Raw genomic sequence first — 17,871 nt, forward strand, 5'->3', positions numbered from 1 at the left:
TACAATGACTCTTGCTCAATAAGCCTGGGCGCGAAGCCAATCCGTCGGACCGCATTGTACATTATACATTACGGTCCGCCGCTGCGGTTCATTGTACATTCAGAAACGCCCAAAATGGCCTTTTGTTGAGGTAGTCGAGGTTATGGTCGTGGGTGAAGGCTTCGCGCTCGAAGCGGATAGATCGGTAGGCTTCGTAGTGACGGAGGCCCCGCAGGCGGTAGTAGCCGTACTCGGCGAAGTACCAGATATAAAACGGCAACAGCAGCAGTTCCAGCTGTTGCCGCAGGTGAATACGCTCATGGTTGAGCAGCCGCGCCGAGGGATTCGGTTGCTGCACCAACACAAACGGCCAAATGGTCATGCCATTGACCCAGAGCCAGGGGGTTACAATAATCAATTAAGAATTAAGAATTAAGAATCAGTTCGATACATCGGCTTTCCACATCCGGTAAACTATACGACTGTGTCATGTGTCTATAACGCAGGGGGCCACTGCTATCATTCCTGCCGTTAATTCTTAATTTTTAATTCTTAATTTCCTAACCCACCATGCTCCTTACCCTCCTGCTCGTTTTCCTGCTGGGCTATTTGCTTATCACGCTCGAAGACGTTATTCACCTCAATAAAACGGCTACGGCGCTCATTACGGGCGTTTTATGCTGGACAATCTACGCGCTGTCGGGGGTAGCAGACGGGCACGCGGTGAGCGAACAATTGGGGCACCACCTGATCGATATTGCCGAAATCCTCTTCTTTCTGCTGGGGGCTATGACCATCGTTGAGCTGATTGATGCCCACGACGGCTTCACGCTCATCACCGACCGTATTGCCAGCCGCAACACCCGTACCCTGCTTTGGATCAGCAGTTTCCTGGCTTTTTTCCTCTCAGCCCTGCTCGACAACCTCACCACGGCCATTGTGATGGTGTCGGTGTTACGGAAGCTCGTGCACGACCCGCAGCAGCGGCGTATCATGGCGGGCATGACCATCGTGGCCTGTAATGCCGGGGGCGTCTGGTCACCCATTGGCGACGTGACCACCACCATGCTCTGGATCGGGGGGCAGGTTACCACGCTCAACATCATCAAGACACTACTCCTGCCCAGCCTGGTGGCCATGCTGGTACCACTGGGCATTCTTACCATGCGCTACCCCGCCGCCACCACGGCTTTTGTGCCGTCGGAGGAGGAAGAAGGGGTCAGTCGCCCGTATGTGACGCGGGTACGGCGGCGCGACCGGCGGCTGATGCTGGCCATTGGGCTGGGGGGCATGCTGTTCGTTCCCATTTTTAAAACTCTCACCGGATTACCGCCTTACATGGGTATGATGCTGGTGCTAGGGGTTATCTGGGTGGCCTCGGAGGTGATACACAAAGACAAAGACGAGGCCGCCCGCGAACCGCTTACCCCCGCCTATGCCCTCCAGAACATCGATTCGCCCTCAATTCTCTTCTTCCTGGGCATTCTGCTGGCCGTGGGAGCGCTGGAGGCCGTGGGGGGCCTGCGCCTGCTGGCCGACTCACTGAACGAGTCGGTAGGGCAACTCGACGTGATTGTGTTGCTTATCGGGCTGGTGTCGGCCGTGGTCGATAACGTACCTATTGTGGCGGCGGCCATGGGCATGTATGATTTGCAGACCTTCCCCACCGACAATCAGTTATGGGAGTTTCTGGCCTATTGCGCGGGTACGGGGGGCAGCATTTTGCTGATCGGATCGGCGGCGGGCGTGGCCGTGATGGGTATGGAAAAGCTCGAATTCGGCTGGTACCTGCGCAAAATCAGCTGGCTGGCCCTGCTGGGTTATCTCGCCGGGGCAGGCGTGTACCTGGGGCAGGTGGCGCTGTTGCGATAAGATACGCTGACAACTGCTGTTAAAAAACGACAATCCTATACAAAATCAATCGGCCTAACCTTGGCCGAAGTAACTCCCATTTATAGCAACGTTAACGGCGGGCTGGGTATATTCGGGGCTATCAACTTAGAGCGGTATACGTACTGAGCATCCATATTCTTACAACCAGTTCGCGCGCTATTCTATGGGCCACTACTGACAAGATGGTTAGTCCCCGTATCAGGCCTTTGCCCCTCAAACTTTGCCGACTCTAAATCACGCTTATTATGAACGAGCGGTCTCTTCCGCTCGTTCATAACAGGCCCTCGCCATTAGGCTTCAACAAATACCATAGCGGTAGAGTTGGGCCGGGTTGGGTACTGCCGCGTAGGCATTTACCAGCTAGGGCAAACCAACGTTATTTTGCTTTCTACAAAGAAATACCCATCTTCTTCGCCATGTCGGCAAACATTTGCGGGTCATATTCGTAATCGTCTGACCCTGGCGCGTTTAGTTGTGGCTCCTCGTCCAGGTCGGGGATAGGATGGCCGGGAATAGCACCCTGCACTACTTCCAGCGGCTGACCATCTTCTGGGTGGTTACCATGCCAGATCAGGGCCGCCTGCTTATAGTCGTCCTGGCTGAAGGTATAGAGTTTCAGGTGCATCTTGTCGTCCATGAACTTCTTCGCTTCGGGGAATTTATCGTTGCTGAGGTCAGGAATCGGCAGCAGTTTGGTTACCTGCACGCCCGTGAGTAACTCCAGGGCTTTAGCGTAGGCCACCACATGCAAACCACCGCGTACCAGCAGGTAACCTACCATGGTGCGGGCTGTGGGATCAGTTACCATCTCGTAGGTGCGCATCTTACCGGCACGGGCACCACATTCCAGGAAAAAGTTGTGAAGCAGATCGAGCTTCAGGTTGCCGCTGCTAAAGACATTGGAGCCATCCCAGAACTTGCCCATCGAGTCCATGGGCAGCGCCGTTTGGCCGCTGGCATTGAAGTGATACGTGTTGCGGGCGTTAACACCCTCGGCCAGTGGCGCAATGGTAGGGTCAATGCCCCGTTTCGACACGCCCGTCAGCAGTAGGTTGATCGTGTACGACACCACCTCGATGTGGCCGTACTCTTCCCCTGCAATACTGCAAATGAGGTCATAGAACGGTCTGAGTTTCTTACGTCCCCGAAAATTGAACGACTGGTAGGTGTAGTTCATCAGGGTAGACATTTCCCCGAATTTACCACCCAGCAATTCCTGGACGGCGGCGGCATCATTAGCCGAAGGGTTAGTTGGTTTTGGCAGCTCAATAGGCAACCGGTCCATTTTCAGGATCATAACGAACTGTGGTTTTGGGTGTATTATCACAGACCTAACCGGCAGTCGTCATGTATGTTCTATTAAATCTATAGAATGATTAGATATTGGTCATTTCGCTGCCCTGTCATTCAATGACCACCGAATGCCTATTTCTTCCCTGCCAATTGCCCACAGGCGGCGTCGATGTCCTTGCCCCGGCTCCGGCGAATGCTCACGGTCACGCCGCGATCTTCCAGATAACCCGCGAATTTATCGAGTGTCTGGGGGTCGGTATTCTTGAAACTAGCCTCGGCAATGGGGTTATATTCAATGATATTGATCTTTGCGGGCACCTTTTTAGTAAACTCCCAAAGCTCTTTGGCGTCTTGCAGTGTGTCGTTGAAATTGTAGAACACGATGTACTCAAACGTGACGCGGGTACCGGTTTTGCGGTAGAAATAGCCCAGCGCGTCGGCCAGATTTGCCAGCGAATTGCTCTCGTTGATCGGCATGATTTGATCGCGCTTCACGTCATTAGCCGCGTGTAGCGACAGAGCCAGGTTGGTCTTTACGCCATCGTCACCCAGTTGCCGGATCATCTTGGCAATACCCGCTGTGGAGATCGTAATCCGCTTCGGCGACATGCCCAGCCCGTCGGGCGAGGTGATCCGGTCTACGGATTCGAGCACGTTTTTGTAGTTCAGCAGCGGCTCGCCCATGCCCATGTAGACGATGTTGGTGAGCGGAGCGTCGAACGTAGTTTTGGCCTGCCGGTCAATCTCTACCACCTGATCGTAGATCTCGGCGGCGTCGAGGTTGCGTTTGCGGTCCATGTAACCCGTGGCGCAAAACTTGCACGTGAGCGAACACCCCACCTGACTCGACACGCAAGCCGTCATTCTCGGTGCGACCGGTGCGCCGGTGCGATCTCGCTCCTGGTCGTCCTGGCGAAGGGCTGGAATGAGTACGCCCTCCACCAAATTACCATCAAACAGCCGGAACGACGATTTAATGGTGCCGTCATTGCTGCGTTGTTCGGTAGCTACTGTTAATGAATTGATAGCAAAATCGGTGTCGAGTTTATCGCGCAGGGCCACGCTGAGGTTGCTCATCTGTCCAAACGACCGCGCCGATTTTTTCCAGATCCACTCCTGCACCTGCTTCGCCCGGAACGCCGGTTCGCCGTTCTGCTTGAACCAGTCGGTGAGTTGCGCGGGCGTATATTTTCTAATGTCTTGTTTCATGAAAGCGAACGAGTGAATAGCGAAATAGTGAATGAGCGAATGGGGCTTACCCTAGAGCAGTAATCGACGTAGGCACCTTTCGCTCATTTACTATTTCGCTCTTTCACCCATTAGTATACGATCTCTTCCTCGTCGAGTAAGTTTTTGATATTCAATACACAATTGTCTAATACAACTATGTCGTTACTCCAGTCGGTGATAATACTGTCTTTTCCGGGTTGCATGACAACTACTTTTCGAGAAGCCGTCAGTACCCAAAGCACCCGCTCAACACCGAAATCGAATAACGTTTGTGATTTTTCGAGGATATAGTTCACGTCATTGGCCACGTCTTCGTCCCAGTCGATTCGGATATCTACCTCAACCAGCACTTTGGGTGGCACATCGAAATATTTACCTTTTAAAACAGGTAATGTGGCTTTATCGAAAATAGCAATGTCGGCGGCGAAGTTATTACCCTTGCTGATGTGCAAACCCGCTTCGCTAGTAACCATTCGATACTGCCTTCGATTAATCTGACTCCATAAGTAGCCATAGATAGCACCAACAATAACACTCTGTAAATCACTACTCCCCATAATTTCTTCTGATTTGACCTGGCCCGCCAGTACGTCACGGTAGCCTTTATAATATAACGGTCTGCCGTTGAGCACTTCGCGTATGAGCCGGGCCGGAATGGCCGACGTTTGTACGGGTTCTTCAGTGGTTATCATGGCGTAGTGATCTGTTCGCGTTTAAACTTTCGGCCAGCTTCCAGGCCTTTCGGCATCCAGACGGTGGCCACGTTCATCACTTTGGGCGCTACGGGCCGCAGCAGGGGGTACATGAAACTGTCGCGGGCCTGATTAGCAGGCATTTTGACGTTCATAAAACTAAACAGCCAGAGAATCACACTAATTCCAAACACCCAGGTGAATATGCCCACCGCCGCCCCCGCCACACTGTCAAACGTACCCAGCAGGGTATATTTCAGCGACCGGCGCAGGGCAAACCCCATGCGGTTGATCATGAACACAACGGGGAAAAAGATGATGGAGAACCCCAGCCACGGCAAAAACTTCCGCGCCAGTTCGCGACTGATGTAGGGAGCCAGCAGGTCAATCCCGAATTGCAGAAATTTGAAGCCCACAATGAGCGCGATGACAAACGCAATAATGGCCACAATCTCCACCAGCAACCCCTTTCGGTAGCCGTTATACGCCCCCCACGCCAGGGGTATCAAGATGAGAATATCGAGAGTGACCATAGGATTGAATGGAGAATGAAGAATGTAAAATGGCTTCGCGCATTACATTCTAAAGCGCGAAGCCATTTTACATTCTTCATTCTCCATTCTTCATTTTACATTTCTCATTATAATAAACTTTTCACCATAGCCGAGATGGATTTGCCATCGGCTTGTCCGGCGAGCGCTTTATTGGCGGCACCCATCACCTTGCCCATATCGCCGGGGCCGGTGGCGCCTACCTGCGCGATCACGGCCTGCACCGCCGAGCGGAGTTCGTCTTCTGAAAGCTGCTTGGGCAGATACTTTTCAATCACGGCAATTTCAGCTTCTTCTGTGGCCAGCAAGTCTTCGCGGCCCTGCTGCCGGTAAATATCGGCCGAATCTTTGCGCTGCTTCACGGCTTTTGAAAGGAGTTTGATCTCGTCTTCGGGTTTGAGGTCGCCGCCGGTGGCCCCTTCTTTAGTTTCTTCGAGCAGGATCATAGACTTCACGGCCCGCAACGCCCGCAGGCGGTCCTGATCTCTGGCCTTCATGGCCTCCTTCACATCGGCGTCGATTTGTGCTTTTAATGACATGGATTGTAGAATAAGTGATTGGAAAGCGAAGTTACCGCTTCTCGTAAACCTACAAGGTTTTTAAAACCTTATAGGTTTGCCCGTCGAACGTCATTGACCAGATTATGCGCCCGGCGCGTGGTTTCGGGAATCCGGTAGCCACCATCGCAACGCAGCATGAGGTCGATACCGGTCTGTAAATCAATGAGATGACCGGGTGAGACGTAAACGGGATTGACCTTGTTTTTAGTCCGAAGTGCCGCGCCAATAACCTCGCCCCGGTGCATCATTGGCGACCACGAGCCACGCTCTAAGGCTGGCTCTTCATACCGCCCCACCAGCACCGATTTGCCACAGCCCAATGTGGGTCGGTCCAGCAGCAGGCCCGCGTGCGAGGCAATACCCAGTCGGCGGGGGTGGGCAATGCCGTGGCCGTCGAATACCACTACGTCGGGCAGGATGGTCAGCTTGGCCCAAGCCTCAAGCAGGGCGGGTATCTCGCGAAACGACAGCAGGCCAGGTACGTAGGGAAACGACGTGGTGGTGATGGCCGTGGCTTCGGCGATGGTTTCGAGTGTGTCGAGCCGCAGCACGACAATACCGGCGTAGACGGTCTCTTCAAACTTGTTGAACGAAATATCGCAGCCCGCAATGGTCTCGGCAGGCCGGTCCAGGGGTTGAATGCGTATCTGATTGCGCAGTTGCTGTTGCAGCGTAACCGCCGCTTCGGGGCTATCGGGCCAGGGGTGTATAATGTTCAAGGTCTGATGTTTAAGGTTTAAAGTTGCCGTACCGGAATGCTGGTGGGGCGGCAACTTTAAACCTTAAACATTAGACTTTAAACTCTGTTCACTCCGGCTATTTCCAGCACCAGATCGGCACCGAATAGGCCGGCGGGGGTCTGAAAACCGGGCCGGGCTTGTCCCTGAAGCACTTTTTGGGTGATCAGCAACGAAGCCAGCACGGTCATGTCATATCCGTCGGGACCAAAGAGCCGCGCTTCGACAGATTGTCCGGCGGCGTTGCAGGCGCGGCCCCACACCTGTGTACTGGCGCGGCTGCGTTTGGTTGCGTTGGGGCCGGTGATGCGCCTCGTAATCTGCTGTTGAACAAACCGTTGCACCCATTTTTGGCGCAGTAACCAACCCAGGTAATTTCCCGCCCGCGCAAACCGGATGGCCATGGGTTCGGCAGCCATAAACGTCTCAATATTGGGGATGCTCGTGGTATAGTAAGCCGTCGATACGTCGCCCCAAGGAATGCTCATACAGGGCAAAGTCTGTTCATTTAGAAACTTAACAGTCAAGACCTTATGTGCATAATCAACAGTTTTTAGTTTGCCATTTTCGCGCACGAGTCCGCCCTGCCCCAGGCCGTCGGCGGCGGTTTGGGCGGTGCCGTGGCTCACCGCGCCGCCGTCATTGGCAAAGGCCAGTTGCAGGTGCGTGGCATCGGGCAGTTGGTCTTTCAGGTAGCGGGCTATACAATCGGTTGGTACCACGTCGAACCCCACACCCGACATAAGCATGACGCCTGCCCGTTTGGCTTCGGCGTCCAGGGCCGCACCCTGCTCGAAGACGGCTATTTCGCCCGTAATATCCAGGTAATGAACGCCGTTGCGCAGGCAGGCCTGTTGCATGGGCAAGGCTGTTTTGGAGAATGGCCCCGCGCAGTGCAACACCACCGCAACACCCTGCAACGCGGCACCCAGCGCCACGCTGTCGGCAAGGTCGGCCACGCGGTAAGCGAAGCCATACTGGCCGGCCAGCGGGCGGAGCTTTGTTTCGTCGCGGCCACATAAGATGGGTGTCAGGCCAAACTGGGCTACTTTTTCCAGTATCAGGCGGGCGGTATAGCCGTTGGCTCCGTAGAGCAGAAAGGTGTTGGGTGGGTTCATTTGAGCCGGTTTAACCAGCTAAAGATACCAGCCGCCGTTAGCCCGCCAACCACATACCAGGCCACCGTCATGGAAGCCGTAGCCGCCGTGCGACGAACGGGGGCATCGCCCAGCCCCAGCGGCCCGGCTAGGGTAACGGCACCCGCACCGGCCAGCGCACCCAGCACAGCGCCAAGGGGCAGAATAGCCGGCGGTTTCGCCAACCCTATCAGGCTATAATACAGGGTGTTAGACAGCAGATCGCCCGCCATAGCCGTGGCATAAAGCGCGTTGCCGGTGGGCGTGGGCAGGCCGGTGGCTTTCGTGATTTTCACAACACCACGTTCGCCCAGTTTCTGCACATGAGGGGCTTTTGGCTCCAGTTGCCGAACGGTTTCGTGGAGGGCGTTGAGCGCCACGGCCCCGGCAAGGCCGCTGAGAAATGATCTGGCTATAGTATCCATATCGCTGAGTCCGTTGTTTAGTTAGGAGGTAAACTATAATTGGCCTTGAAAGGATATGATGAATAGTGCCTATGCTACTGTTGGAAGCGAGGGAGCTTTTTTCAAACAGACGTTATTCTCTATGAAAACCAGTGCTTTAAACAGTACTGAAAACGTTGTTTACGTTTGCTAGACCTTGTTTATGTTTGCTTACCTTTTGCTTACCTTTGTTTAGCTTTGTCTTAGGCACTTCGCAGAGAAGTACCTGAAAACCAAGCAAAAGCCCCCTGTCGGCAAAACAGAGGGCTTTCGGTACGCGTTGGACTACTTAGTCATGCCGATGCCAAGACATCAACATTGAAAAAGCGGTCCGAACCAGCGTCCCTATCGTAGAGATCAGGTGCTGGTTCTGTTTGAGGAAGCGTGAAATTTGCTGTTTCACGCCTCGTCTCGGTTCTCTCTGCATGGTGGTACATGTTTTGAGTGCCAAACAATCCGTGCGCTCCGCGCACGACAACGGGAGCAAGGGTCTGTTCCACCAGACCTTACACTCCGAAAGTTACTTTTTTCTGTATAGATTATCGAAGCCCAACCCCACTCGGTTGGGCTTCGGTGTTTAAAATCTGTCAACTGATGTACCACACCAGCAATTGCTTCTCTGCTGGATTTAATGCCAGTGATAGCAAGTCATTGAAAAGTATACGTCTGCCTGCCTGCTCTTTTCTCACTATGCTAACACCTCGCCCTACCCGCCGCCAAACCCTTGCTGCGCTTACCGCCTTACCTGCCGTTTTAGGTACGAAAGTCGCCTTCGCTCAGCCTGTTGAGCCTCCGAAAGCAGCGCCATTCACCGTCTGCCTGAACATGAGCACAATCATGGGTCAGAAACTGGGCTTCATGGGTGAGCTGGAAACGGCCGCCAAAGCCGGATTCCGGTCGGTAGAGGTGTGGGTGGGCACGATGCAGACCTACCTGAAAACAAACACCCCCGCCGAAGCCCGCCGCCGCATCGCTGACCTGGGCCTTACCATCGAAAACGCCATTGGCTTTGCTCCCTGGATCATCGACGATGCCGCCGCCCGCCAGAAAGGCCTCGACCAGATGAAAGTCGAAATGGAGCAGCTTGCGCAGCTTGGCTGCAAACGTGTGGCGGCCCCGCCCGTGGGGGCGCAACAGGCCGACGCCCCCGTGCTTGACCTGCACCGCATTGCCGAACGCTACCGGGCACTGCTGGAACTGGGCGCACAAACAGGCGTTACCCCGCTGCTGGAGTTGTGGGGCTTCGCCAAAAACCTCAACCGGCTCTCCGACGTGCTCTTTGTAGCCGCCGAAGCCAACCTTCCCAACGCCCGGCTGCTGCTCGACGTGTATCACCTCTACAAAGGCGGCTCGGGCATTACGGCACTGCCGTTGGTGGGCAAACCGGCCATCGAGGTATTCCACGTGAATGACTACCCCGCCAACCTGCCCGCCGCCCAGATCACCGATGCCGACCGGATCTACCCCGGCGACGGCGTGGCTCCTCTGCGCGAGACACTGACCATGATCAAAAACCCCGACCGGCCCGTGGTGCTTTCGTTTGAGGTATTCAACAAATCCTACTACGCCCAACCCGCCGATCAGGTGGCCAAAACGGCCTTTCAGAAAATGCAGGCATTAGCAATGAGCGTTAAGTGATAAGCGGTAAATACGAACCGGCTGAAGCCAACGGTAGTTATGCGAATGCCGCACTTACCACTTACCGCTCATCACTCATCGCTCAAAAAATGACCCGCCTGTCTGTCAACATCAATAAAATAGCCACCATCCGGAATGCGCGGGGGGGCAACAACCCGAACCTAGTGCAGGTGGCGCTCGACTGTGAGCGTTTTGGTGCTCAGGGCATTACTGTTCACCCCCGCCCCGACGAGCGGCATATTCGCTACCAGGACGTGCTGGATTTACACGAGGTGGTCACTACCGAATTCAACATTGAAGGCAACCCTGACGACCGGTTTATAGAGCTGGTGCGCCGTGTGAAACCCGCGCAGGTTACGCTCGTGCCCGACGCCCCCGACGCTATTACGTCTAACGCCGGATGGGACACCATTCGCCACGCCGATCATTTGCGGAGGCTAATCGATACTTTCAAGGCCGATGGTATCCGGGTGTCTATTTTTGTCGATGCCGATGCGCGAATGGTGGAAGGCGCCAAAGCCGTGGGCACCGACCGCATTGAGCTTTACACCGAACCCTACGCCACCCACTACCCCACCGACCCCGCCGCCGCCGTGGTTGACTTCATAAAAGCGGCTCAGAAAGCACAGGAGCTGGGTTTAGGTCTTAACGCAGGGCATGACCTGAGTCTGGAAAACCTTCGTTTTTTTGCCGAAAAAGTCCCCAGTCTTCTCGAAGTATCCATCGGTCACGCCCTCATCTGCGATGCGCTTTACTTTGGGCTGGAGAACACGATCCAGATGTACCGGCGGGAGTTGACCTAGCTGACCATGCACCCATTTCGCCAATTTATCGAGACCTACGTGCCGCTCCCCGAAGCTGACTGGGCGCGAATAGAGGTGTGCATTGACCGGCACGAAGTGGCTAAAAGCACCTTGATTTTGAGTGAGGGCACCGTTTGTCGACACCTCTATTTTCTGGAAAGCGGTCTGTTGCGCTTTTTTATCCTGAAAGATGGCGAGGAGGTTACGAAGTATTTCACCGACGTACCTTACGTGTTCACGTCGCAAAAGAGTTTTACGACTCAGCAACCCGCCAAAGAGAGTATTGATACGCTGGAAGCCAGTGTGTTGTGGCGGATGACATACACCGACGCGTTTGCACTGCTGAGCCTGGAGTCATGGAGCACGTTTATCCGGTTACTGATTCAGGAAGTGCAACAGTACACCGAAGAAATTCTGGAAGCCTTACAGACCGAAACAGCAGAAAACCGTTACCGCAACCTGCTCAGTAGCCAACCTGCCCTGGTGCGGCGGGTGCCACTGAAACACCTGGCCTCCTACCTGGGCATTGCGCAGCAGTCGCTAAGCCGGATTCGAAGAAAAATTTGGTAGCCCCTTTCGAAGTTAACATAGGTGCAGTGTTTGGGCAATTGGGCGGCTGACTTTTGTAGCTCAATCGCCACGTACTTATGCAGCACCTTATCAGCACACTAACCATTGCTCTCCTAACCGTCTCGTGGGCCAATGGGCAGAAGTTACCTACCAACACGCACTTCAGCCATGCGCTCGAAACCACGGCCCTACCCGATACGATCTGGCAGTTGTGGACCGATGTTCCCAACTGGAAGTTATGGGATGACGGCCTGAAATCTGCCGTCCTCAACGGTCCGTTTGCTATTGGCAGCACGGGTATACTCCTGCCTGATAAGGGACCGAAAGCCCATTTCAAGCTAACTGAGGTGGTTCCGGGCGTCTCATACACCTTCCGCACAAAGCTGCCGCTGGGCGCTTTGTTTGTGAAGCGATACCTGACAAGCCAGTCGGGCAGGACTACGTTTACGCATGAAGTCTGGTTTACGGGTTTGACCAAAGGGCTGTTTGGCCGTGCGCTGGGTCGCCGTTATCGGGCCATTTTGCCAACCGCCATGACCAAGATTAAAACCCTGGCCGAGTCATGAAATGGGCACTATTAGGGCTACTTTGTGCCGCACCAGAGGCAGGCCTGACGCAGTCAACGCCGGTCATCACGGTTCGGCTAAGTGTGCTGCTAGTGCCGATTACGCCACTGGTCAGTATCGAATGCCGCACGGTAGGTCGCTTCACGCTACAGAGCGAAACAAATTTCCAGCATACGCATGGCCTGAATCTGAAATATTATACCCAAACACCCCTAGCCGGGCCTTATGCATTCGTCGGGTCGGCGTTGGTGAGCAGTGCCCTGCTTCGGCGCGACGGGGCGGGTACGTGGTTACCCTATGCCGGTGGCGGCTACGCGCACGTGTTTGGCTCAGACTGGGTGTTTGACGGGCGTCTGGGCGTGGGGCCAACTCTCAATGCAGACAAAAACAGTGTTTATCCAGTAATTAAGGTGGGCGTTGGCAAACGCTTTTAGCAGTATGATCTACCTGTATTTCGCTAACGTCATTGTGGCTGGCTGGATCAGCCTAACCAGTTTGTTTGCCCCCCGAACGGCACTGACCACCGTATTTACCAATGATCTGGCTTATTCCGAAGCCATCCGGCTGGTTGGGGCGTTGTGGGGAGCTATTTTCGTGCTGTCGGCGCTGGGGCTGTTTTATCCCGGACAAATGAGCCTGGTACTGTTGTTTCAACTCATCTACAAGTCGACCTGGCTAGTGGTGGTGGCGCTGCCCGCCCTACTCAGGCATCAGCCTTACCCCAAATCCATGGCCTTGTTTTTTTTGGTGTGGGTCTTGGTCTTACCCTTCGTGATCCCGTGGGCGACCTTGTTTGATTGATGAGTGCGCAAAGCCGTACCTTTACTCTATGCCCCTCTCCGTCCCCGATTTCCTGGCCCAATCTGAAAACTTGCCCATTATTGATGTCCGGTCGCCGGGGGAGTTTGGACATGCGCACATGCCGGGGGCGGTGAGTATGCCCCTGTTTGATGATGCAGAGCGGGCGCTGGTGGGTACTAAATACAAGCAGGCCGGAAAAGATCATGCCGTGCTGCTGGGGCTGGATATGGTGGGGCCAAAGATGTCCCATTTTGTGCGGGCGGCTAAAAAGCTGAATCCCCAGGGCAAGCAGGTGCTGGTGCACTGCTGGCGCGGAGGCATGCGGTCAGGCTCGATGGCCTGGCTGTTCAACACCGCCGGTGTGCAGGCCGACACGCTGATAGGCGGCTACAAAGCCTACCGGAACACCGTGCTGGCGGGCCTCGCCGAACCGCGTAATCTGATCATCCTGGGCGGAAAAACGGGGTCTGGCAAAACCGACATTTTGAAAGAATTAGCCGCACAGGGCGAGCAAATCATTGATCTTGAAGGACTTGCGCACCACAAAGGCTCATCGTACGGAGCCATCGGGCAGTTGCCGCAGCCATCGAGCGAGATGTTTGAGAACTTGATTTATGACAAATGGCGGCGGCTGGACCCTACCCAACGTATCTGGCTTGAAGACGAAAGTCGTAACGTGGGTAGCTGCTTTGTTGCCCCGCCGCTGTGGACCCAAATGCGGGCCGCGCCGGTGGCCTTCGTTGACGTGCCCAAGGCCGTGCGGGTAGAGCGCCTTGTGCGCGAGTACACCGGCATTGACCACGCGCTACTGGTAGAAGCTACCGAGCGGATCAAGAAACGGCTGGGTGGGCAGGCTACCAAAGATTGTCTGGCAGCGCTGGAACAGCAGGATTACGCCACGGTGGCTAACCTCACCCTCGATTATTACGACAAGGCCTACCTCTACGGCCTCAGCCTGCGCGATCAAACCAACGTGTATCCTATTGATATTCAACGCGATACCCCCGCAGAAACGGCTACGCAATTGATTGCCTGGGCAGATGAAATGTAAACTAAAGTCGAGAACGCCTAGACAGTAAAAGGCGTTTTTTTATAGACTTTCTGCATCGGCAGTTCCCATTCCCCCAGCCGAACAACGTCGGTGATAGACCGGTAGTCGGTATCGACCCACTGATCGGGCTGGGTGGTACGGGAGTAAACGCGGGCGAAAACGGCCTCCTGACTCACAAACAGAATGTGTTGTAGCGACGGAATAAGTCTGTATTGGTCCAGCTTATCCGATTGGTCATATGCTTTGGTGCTCTTCGATAGTACCTCCACCACAATCTCCGGGTTCTTGATCCGCGCCGTAGATACCCGCCCACTTGGCAACGTTACATACTCCGACGGCCCACGTACAACAGACAAATCAGCATTGAATTCAGCTTCGCCTTCAATGATGCAAATTTTCACGCTGCTGCCCAACACCCGGTAATCGGGTTGATCGTCGAACAGGTTAGTGAAGATAGTAATCAACTGTGCAATAAGCTGTTCGTGCAAATCGGTTGCCTGACTCATGGAGATGATTTCACCGTTTAGGAATTCAATATTGTAGGGAATCTCCTCAGCCAACTCCACGTACTCCTCCCAAGTCGCCGACACACGCAATTCATCCTTGGCCGCGTCGCGTTCGGCCAGGGTCATTGGCAATTGAATCGTAGTTGCTTCCATAGCAGGTCTCTTTTCACCAAAAATACACGATTTACTTAGAGCTTTTTTGCATTGAAATGGCGGATTACCTCACGCTTGGGAAAGGCCAGCCGCCACACCGCCAACGGGGTTTTCTGATCACCAAAGCACTGCTGGCAAAATGCGCTGTTAGCCGGCACGGCATTGTTGTAGACAAAGAGTGTATCGCCAACCCGCTGAATGTTGCTGGTTTGCGGTTGGTTATTTTCGGCATTGTACGCATAGGCGTCCAGCACCTCGCGTTCTTTCTTCGCCAATGTCAAGTTCTGCACATCTGCGGCAGTCAACAAACTGATAGTCATGCCATAACGTCTGGCTACCGCCTGCGTTTTCGGCAAATTCCGAATGTCGCAGGCGGCTTCTTTCGTTACGTTTTTGTCCTTTAAACTGGCAAGTTTGGTGGCAGCCTCTTTCTCGGCAATGGCCACAATCTGTTCACCCCAACTGTTTACCGCCTCGCTTAAATCGGCATCGGTCACGCGCTTGATGCGCATGTCGGCCATCTGTTGCTTCAGCTTGTCAGACTGTTGCAGGCGTTCGGAGTTGCACGAGAAAATGGAGGAGAGGAGGAACGGAAGAACGGAGGAAAGAAGCAACGTGCGCAGCATAATACATGAGGTGTTTTAGTAAAAACACTGGTCAACGCGCTTGGGTTGCACTAATGGCACCGTCTATTCTACAACAAGTTCAGCCGATAGCGTAGCATGGTCTGTGCCAGGAGGGCGAATTTCTGCGGGTCGGGTACCCGGACACGCTCCTGCTGGATGCGCGAGGCAGGCAGATTTTTGATCTTGCAGAATAGCTTCAGGTAATACGTATAAGCCAGGTGAACGCCCATTTTAGCTCCACGAGGCAAGGCCAGAATACCCTGATACGCATCGTCGAAGTCGCGCTGAATGTCGTCTTCGATCAACGCTTTGGCGTCGCGGGTGAAGTCGGTGAAGTCTACGCCGGGAAAATAAGTGCGGCCCCGCTCCTGGTAGTCACTCTTGATGTCGCGGAGGAAGTTTACCTTCTGAAATGCCGAACCCAGTTTGCGGGCAGGCTCACGCAGGCGATCATACTCGGCGGCGTCACCTTCGCAGAACACCCGCAGGCACATTAGCCCCACCACTTCTGCTGAGCCGTAGATATAGTCTGAATAACCCGCCTCGTCGTAGTCAGAGCGTTGCAGATCCATTTCCATGCTCCGCAAAAACGCGTCGATTAGTGCCCGCTCAATGTTGTATTGCCGCACCACCAGTTGAAACGAATGCAGCACCGGGTTCAGGCTGATACCCTCTTCGATAGCCAGGTAGGTGTCGGCCCGAAACCGATCCAGCAACGCCTGCTTATCGAAGTCATGAAACGTATCTACGATCTCGTCGGCGTACCGTACGAAGCCATAGATGGCGTAGATAGGCAGGTGATATTTTTTATCTAACGTCTTGATTCCCAGCGTAAAAGACGTACTATAGCGTTCAGTGATGAGTTTGCTACATTCCAGCGCGGTCTGGTTGAATAAGGCTAACATACAGGGCTACGGTTAGGAAAGGGTTAGGTACGTACGCAAAAGGCTACGCATCGGCGCAACGGTGGCTACACAGAAAATTCTTTCGCTACTTCGTCGGCAACGACCAGTCCAGAGATCAGCGACGGCGGAACACCCGGTCCCGGAACGGTAAGCTGACCAGTATAGAACAGGTTACGCACTTTTTTGTTTTTAAGGGTTGGTTTCAGGATTGCGGTCTGCATCAGCGTGTTGGCCAAGCCGTAGGCATTACCACGGAAGGCATTATAATCGGCTTTGAAATCGCGGTGGGCGTAGCTGCGTTTGTAGATCACATGGTCGCGGATGTTTTCGCCCACGTAGGCCTCCAGCCGCTGCATGATCAGGTGGTAGTAGCGTTCGCGAGTGGCCTCGTCGTCGGTAAGGTCGGGCGCTACGGGTATAAGCAGAAACAGGTTTTCCATACCTGCCGGGGCCACGCTGGGGTCGGTCTTCGAGGGGGCCGAGGCATAGAACAGGGGCTTACTAGGCCATTTCGGCGTTTCGTAAATCTCCTGGGCATGCAGCCCAAAATCTTCGTCGAAAAACAGGTTATGGTGTTCCAGCTTCGGAATGCGCTTATTTACGCCCAAATAAAACAGCAACGACGACGGAGCCATCACGCGCTTAGCCCAATATTCATCGGAATAGTTACGTTCACTGGGGGCTACCAGACTGGTTTCTACGTGGTTATAGTCGGCACTGGCTACCACTACGTCGGCCTCAAACACGCCTTGGGTGGTATGAACGCGTTTGGCCGTATCGCCCACCGTTTCAATGCGTTGCACGGTCTGGTTGAGCAGGATTTTGACGCCTTTCTCCTGGGCCAGGGCCACCATACCCTCGATGATCTTGTGCATCCCGCCCATGGGATACCAGGTGCCGCCCACCATTTCGGCATAGTTCATCATACTGTACATGGCCGGGGTATTCTGGGGCGTGGCACCCAAAAACAGAATCGGAAACTCGATCAGTTGCAGCAGCCGTGGGTGCGTGAAAAACTTGCGGGCGTGGCTGGCGAAGGACTGAAACACGTCGAGCCGGGTAACGTCGTAGAGCAACTTAATGCTCATAAACTCGGTGACGGACCGGCTGGGTTTCCACACAAAATTGTTGATGCCCACATCGTACTTGTAGAATGCCTGCCGCAGAAATTCAGTTAGCCGCGCCCCGCTGCCGGGTTCGATACTGTCGAAAAGGGCCTTTAGTTCATCCAGGTTGGCGGGCATGTCAACAGCCTCGGTAGGACTGAATACCACTTTATACGATGGGTTGAGCCGGACCAGGTTGTAATAATCGGCGGGGGTTTTACCAAAACGGGCAAAATAGGTCTCGAACACGTCGGGCATCCAGTACCAGCTGGGACCCATGTCATAGGTGAAACCCTCGGCCCGGAATAGCCGCGCCCGGCCACCGGGCATCTCATTTTTTTCTAGAATCGTGACGTCGTAGCCTTTGTGGGCCAGACTCGTGGCAACAGACAGTCCGGAAAAGCCGGACCCGATTACCGCAACGCGTTGGGGCATAAAAACTGGTTCAAAGTTTAACACGGTCCGCCGCTGCGGTCCAATGTTTAAAGTTTTGCTACAATATCACTCCGCCTGTTTAGCAGTGCAACTTTAGACATTAAACTTTAAACGTTGGACATGGATATAAGCACAAAAAAAGTTAGACGCAGGGCATCTAACTTTTCGGAACCTTCCTCTTTTTTAACCAAAAACTA

Annotated in this window: 21 protein-coding genes; 8 read left to right on the plus strand and 13 right to left on the minus strand. The window is 54.2% G+C overall.

Annotated elements, in window-relative coordinates:
- Positions 1-88: 88 nt before the first annotated feature.
- Positions 89-397: a hypothetical protein gene (locus tag J2I48_RS25815; protein WP_310587313.1), complete on the minus strand. Its 309-nt coding sequence runs from the start codon at positions 395-397 to the stop codon at positions 89-91.
- Positions 398-549: 152 nt separating this feature from the next.
- Between J2I48_RS25815 and nhaD the strand changes: the two genes are divergently transcribed.
- Positions 550-1,851 carry a sodium:proton antiporter NhaD gene (gene nhaD / locus J2I48_RS25820; protein WP_207338419.1) on the plus strand — a complete coding sequence of 434 codons (1,302 nt, stop codon included), beginning with the start codon at positions 550-552 and terminating at the stop codon, positions 1,849-1,851.
- Between the two features lie 409 nt (positions 1,852-2,260).
- Here nhaD and J2I48_RS25825 read toward each other — a convergent pair whose 3' ends face one another.
- From J2I48_RS25825 to J2I48_RS25860, 8 genes are all read right to left on the minus strand, one after another.
- Positions 2,261-3,169, minus strand: a complete 909-nt coding sequence (locus J2I48_RS25825; protein ID WP_207338420.1) for a manganese catalase family protein — start codon at positions 3,167-3,169, stop codon at positions 2,261-2,263.
- A 128-nt stretch (positions 3,170-3,297) separates the two neighbouring features.
- A complete protein-coding gene (gene rlmN / locus J2I48_RS25830; RefSeq protein WP_207338421.1) occupies positions 3,298-4,374 on the minus strand; it encodes a dual-specificity RNA methyltransferase RlmN in 1,077 nt (358 codons plus the stop codon).
- Between the two features lie 110 nt (positions 4,375-4,484).
- Positions 4,485-5,087, minus strand: coding sequence for a Uma2 family endonuclease (locus tag J2I48_RS25835; RefSeq protein ID WP_207338422.1), 603 nt, complete (start codon positions 5,085-5,087; stop codon positions 4,485-4,487).
- The gene (locus tag J2I48_RS25840) at positions 5,084-5,620 is read right to left on the minus strand and encodes a CvpA family protein (RefSeq protein WP_207338423.1); all 537 of its coding nucleotides are present in this window, start codon (positions 5,618-5,620) and stop codon (positions 5,084-5,086) included. Before J2I48_RS25840 ends, J2I48_RS25835 begins: the two co-directional genes overlap by 4 nt.
- 107 nt (positions 5,621-5,727) lie before the next feature.
- A complete protein-coding gene (locus J2I48_RS25845; RefSeq protein ID WP_207338424.1) occupies positions 5,728-6,177 on the minus strand; it encodes a GatB/YqeY domain-containing protein in 450 nt (149 codons plus the stop codon).
- 68 nt (positions 6,178-6,245) lie between these two features.
- The gene (gene nfi / locus J2I48_RS25850) at positions 6,246-6,917 is read right to left on the minus strand and encodes a deoxyribonuclease V (RefSeq protein ID WP_207338425.1); all 672 of its coding nucleotides are present in this window, start codon (positions 6,915-6,917) and stop codon (positions 6,246-6,248) included.
- Between the two features lie 77 nt (positions 6,918-6,994).
- Complete coding sequence (locus J2I48_RS25855; protein ID WP_207338426.1) at positions 6,995-8,053, minus strand: saccharopine dehydrogenase family protein; 1,059 nt, start codon at positions 8,051-8,053, stop codon at positions 6,995-6,997.
- A complete protein-coding gene (locus J2I48_RS25860; RefSeq protein ID WP_207338427.1) occupies positions 8,050-8,496 on the minus strand; it encodes a hypothetical protein in 447 nt (148 codons plus the stop codon). The genes J2I48_RS25855 and J2I48_RS25860 overlap by 4 nt, the downstream gene beginning before the upstream one ends.
- A gap of 708 nt (positions 8,497-9,204) precedes the next feature.
- On the opposite strand from J2I48_RS25860, the gene J2I48_RS25865 reads away from it, so the two are divergent.
- From J2I48_RS25865 to mnmH, 7 genes are all read left to right on the plus strand, one after another.
- Complete coding sequence (locus J2I48_RS25865; protein ID WP_207338428.1) at positions 9,205-10,152, plus strand: sugar phosphate isomerase/epimerase family protein; 948 nt, start codon at positions 9,205-9,207, stop codon at positions 10,150-10,152.
- Positions 10,153-10,241: 89 nt separating this feature from the next.
- Positions 10,242-10,955, plus strand: a complete 714-nt coding sequence (locus J2I48_RS25870) for a pyridoxine 5'-phosphate synthase (RefSeq protein WP_207338429.1) — start codon at positions 10,242-10,244, stop codon at positions 10,953-10,955.
- Positions 10,956-10,961: 6 nt separating this feature from the next.
- Positions 10,962-11,525, plus strand: coding sequence for a Crp/Fnr family transcriptional regulator (locus tag J2I48_RS25875; protein WP_207338430.1), 564 nt, complete (start codon positions 10,962-10,964; stop codon positions 11,523-11,525).
- A gap of 77 nt (positions 11,526-11,602) precedes the next feature.
- Entirely contained in the window at positions 11,603-12,091 is a 489-nt protein-coding gene (locus J2I48_RS25880) for an SRPBCC family protein (protein WP_207338431.1), read from the plus strand.
- Positions 12,088-12,525, plus strand: coding sequence for a hypothetical protein (locus J2I48_RS25885; protein WP_207338432.1), 438 nt, complete (start codon positions 12,088-12,090; stop codon positions 12,523-12,525). Before J2I48_RS25880 ends, J2I48_RS25885 begins: the two co-directional genes overlap by 4 nt.
- Before the next feature lie 4 nt (positions 12,526-12,529).
- Complete coding sequence (locus tag J2I48_RS25890; protein WP_207338433.1) at positions 12,530-12,892, plus strand: hypothetical protein; 363 nt, start codon at positions 12,530-12,532, stop codon at positions 12,890-12,892.
- Positions 12,893-12,920: 28 nt separating this feature from the next.
- Positions 12,921-13,943, plus strand: coding sequence for a tRNA 2-selenouridine(34) synthase MnmH (mnmH, locus tag J2I48_RS25895; protein ID WP_207338434.1), 1,023 nt, complete (start codon positions 12,921-12,923; stop codon positions 13,941-13,943).
- Positions 13,944-13,960: 17 nt separating this feature from the next.
- On the opposite strand, the gene J2I48_RS25900 is transcribed toward mnmH, so the two are convergent.
- The 4 genes from J2I48_RS25900 to crtID all read right to left on the minus strand — a co-directional run bounded on the left by J2I48_RS25900 (position 13,961) and on the right by crtID (position 17,674).
- Positions 13,961-14,602: a Uma2 family endonuclease gene (locus J2I48_RS25900; RefSeq protein ID WP_207338435.1), complete on the minus strand. Its 642-nt coding sequence runs from the start codon at positions 14,600-14,602 to the stop codon at positions 13,961-13,963.
- A 35-nt stretch (positions 14,603-14,637) separates the two neighbouring features.
- Positions 14,638-15,228: a hypothetical protein gene (locus J2I48_RS25905; protein ID WP_207338436.1), complete on the minus strand. Its 591-nt coding sequence runs from the start codon at positions 15,226-15,228 to the stop codon at positions 14,638-14,640.
- Positions 15,229-15,296: 68 nt separating this feature from the next.
- Positions 15,297-16,133 carry a phytoene/squalene synthase family protein gene (locus tag J2I48_RS25910; protein WP_207338437.1) on the minus strand — a complete coding sequence of 279 codons (837 nt, stop codon included), beginning with the start codon at positions 16,131-16,133 and terminating at the stop codon, positions 15,297-15,299.
- Positions 16,134-16,198: 65 nt separating this feature from the next.
- Entirely contained in the window at positions 16,199-17,674 is a 1,476-nt protein-coding gene (crtID, locus tag J2I48_RS25915; RefSeq protein WP_207338438.1) for a bifunctional phytoene desaturase/3,4-desaturase, read from the minus strand.
- Between the last annotated feature and the right edge of the window lie 197 nt (positions 17,675-17,871).

Origin of the sequence: Fibrella aquatilis, assembly GCF_017353255.1 — a bacterium.
In the GTDB taxonomy this organism is placed as follows: Bacteria; Bacteroidota; Bacteroidia; order Cytophagales; family Spirosomataceae; genus Fibrella; species Fibrella aquatilis.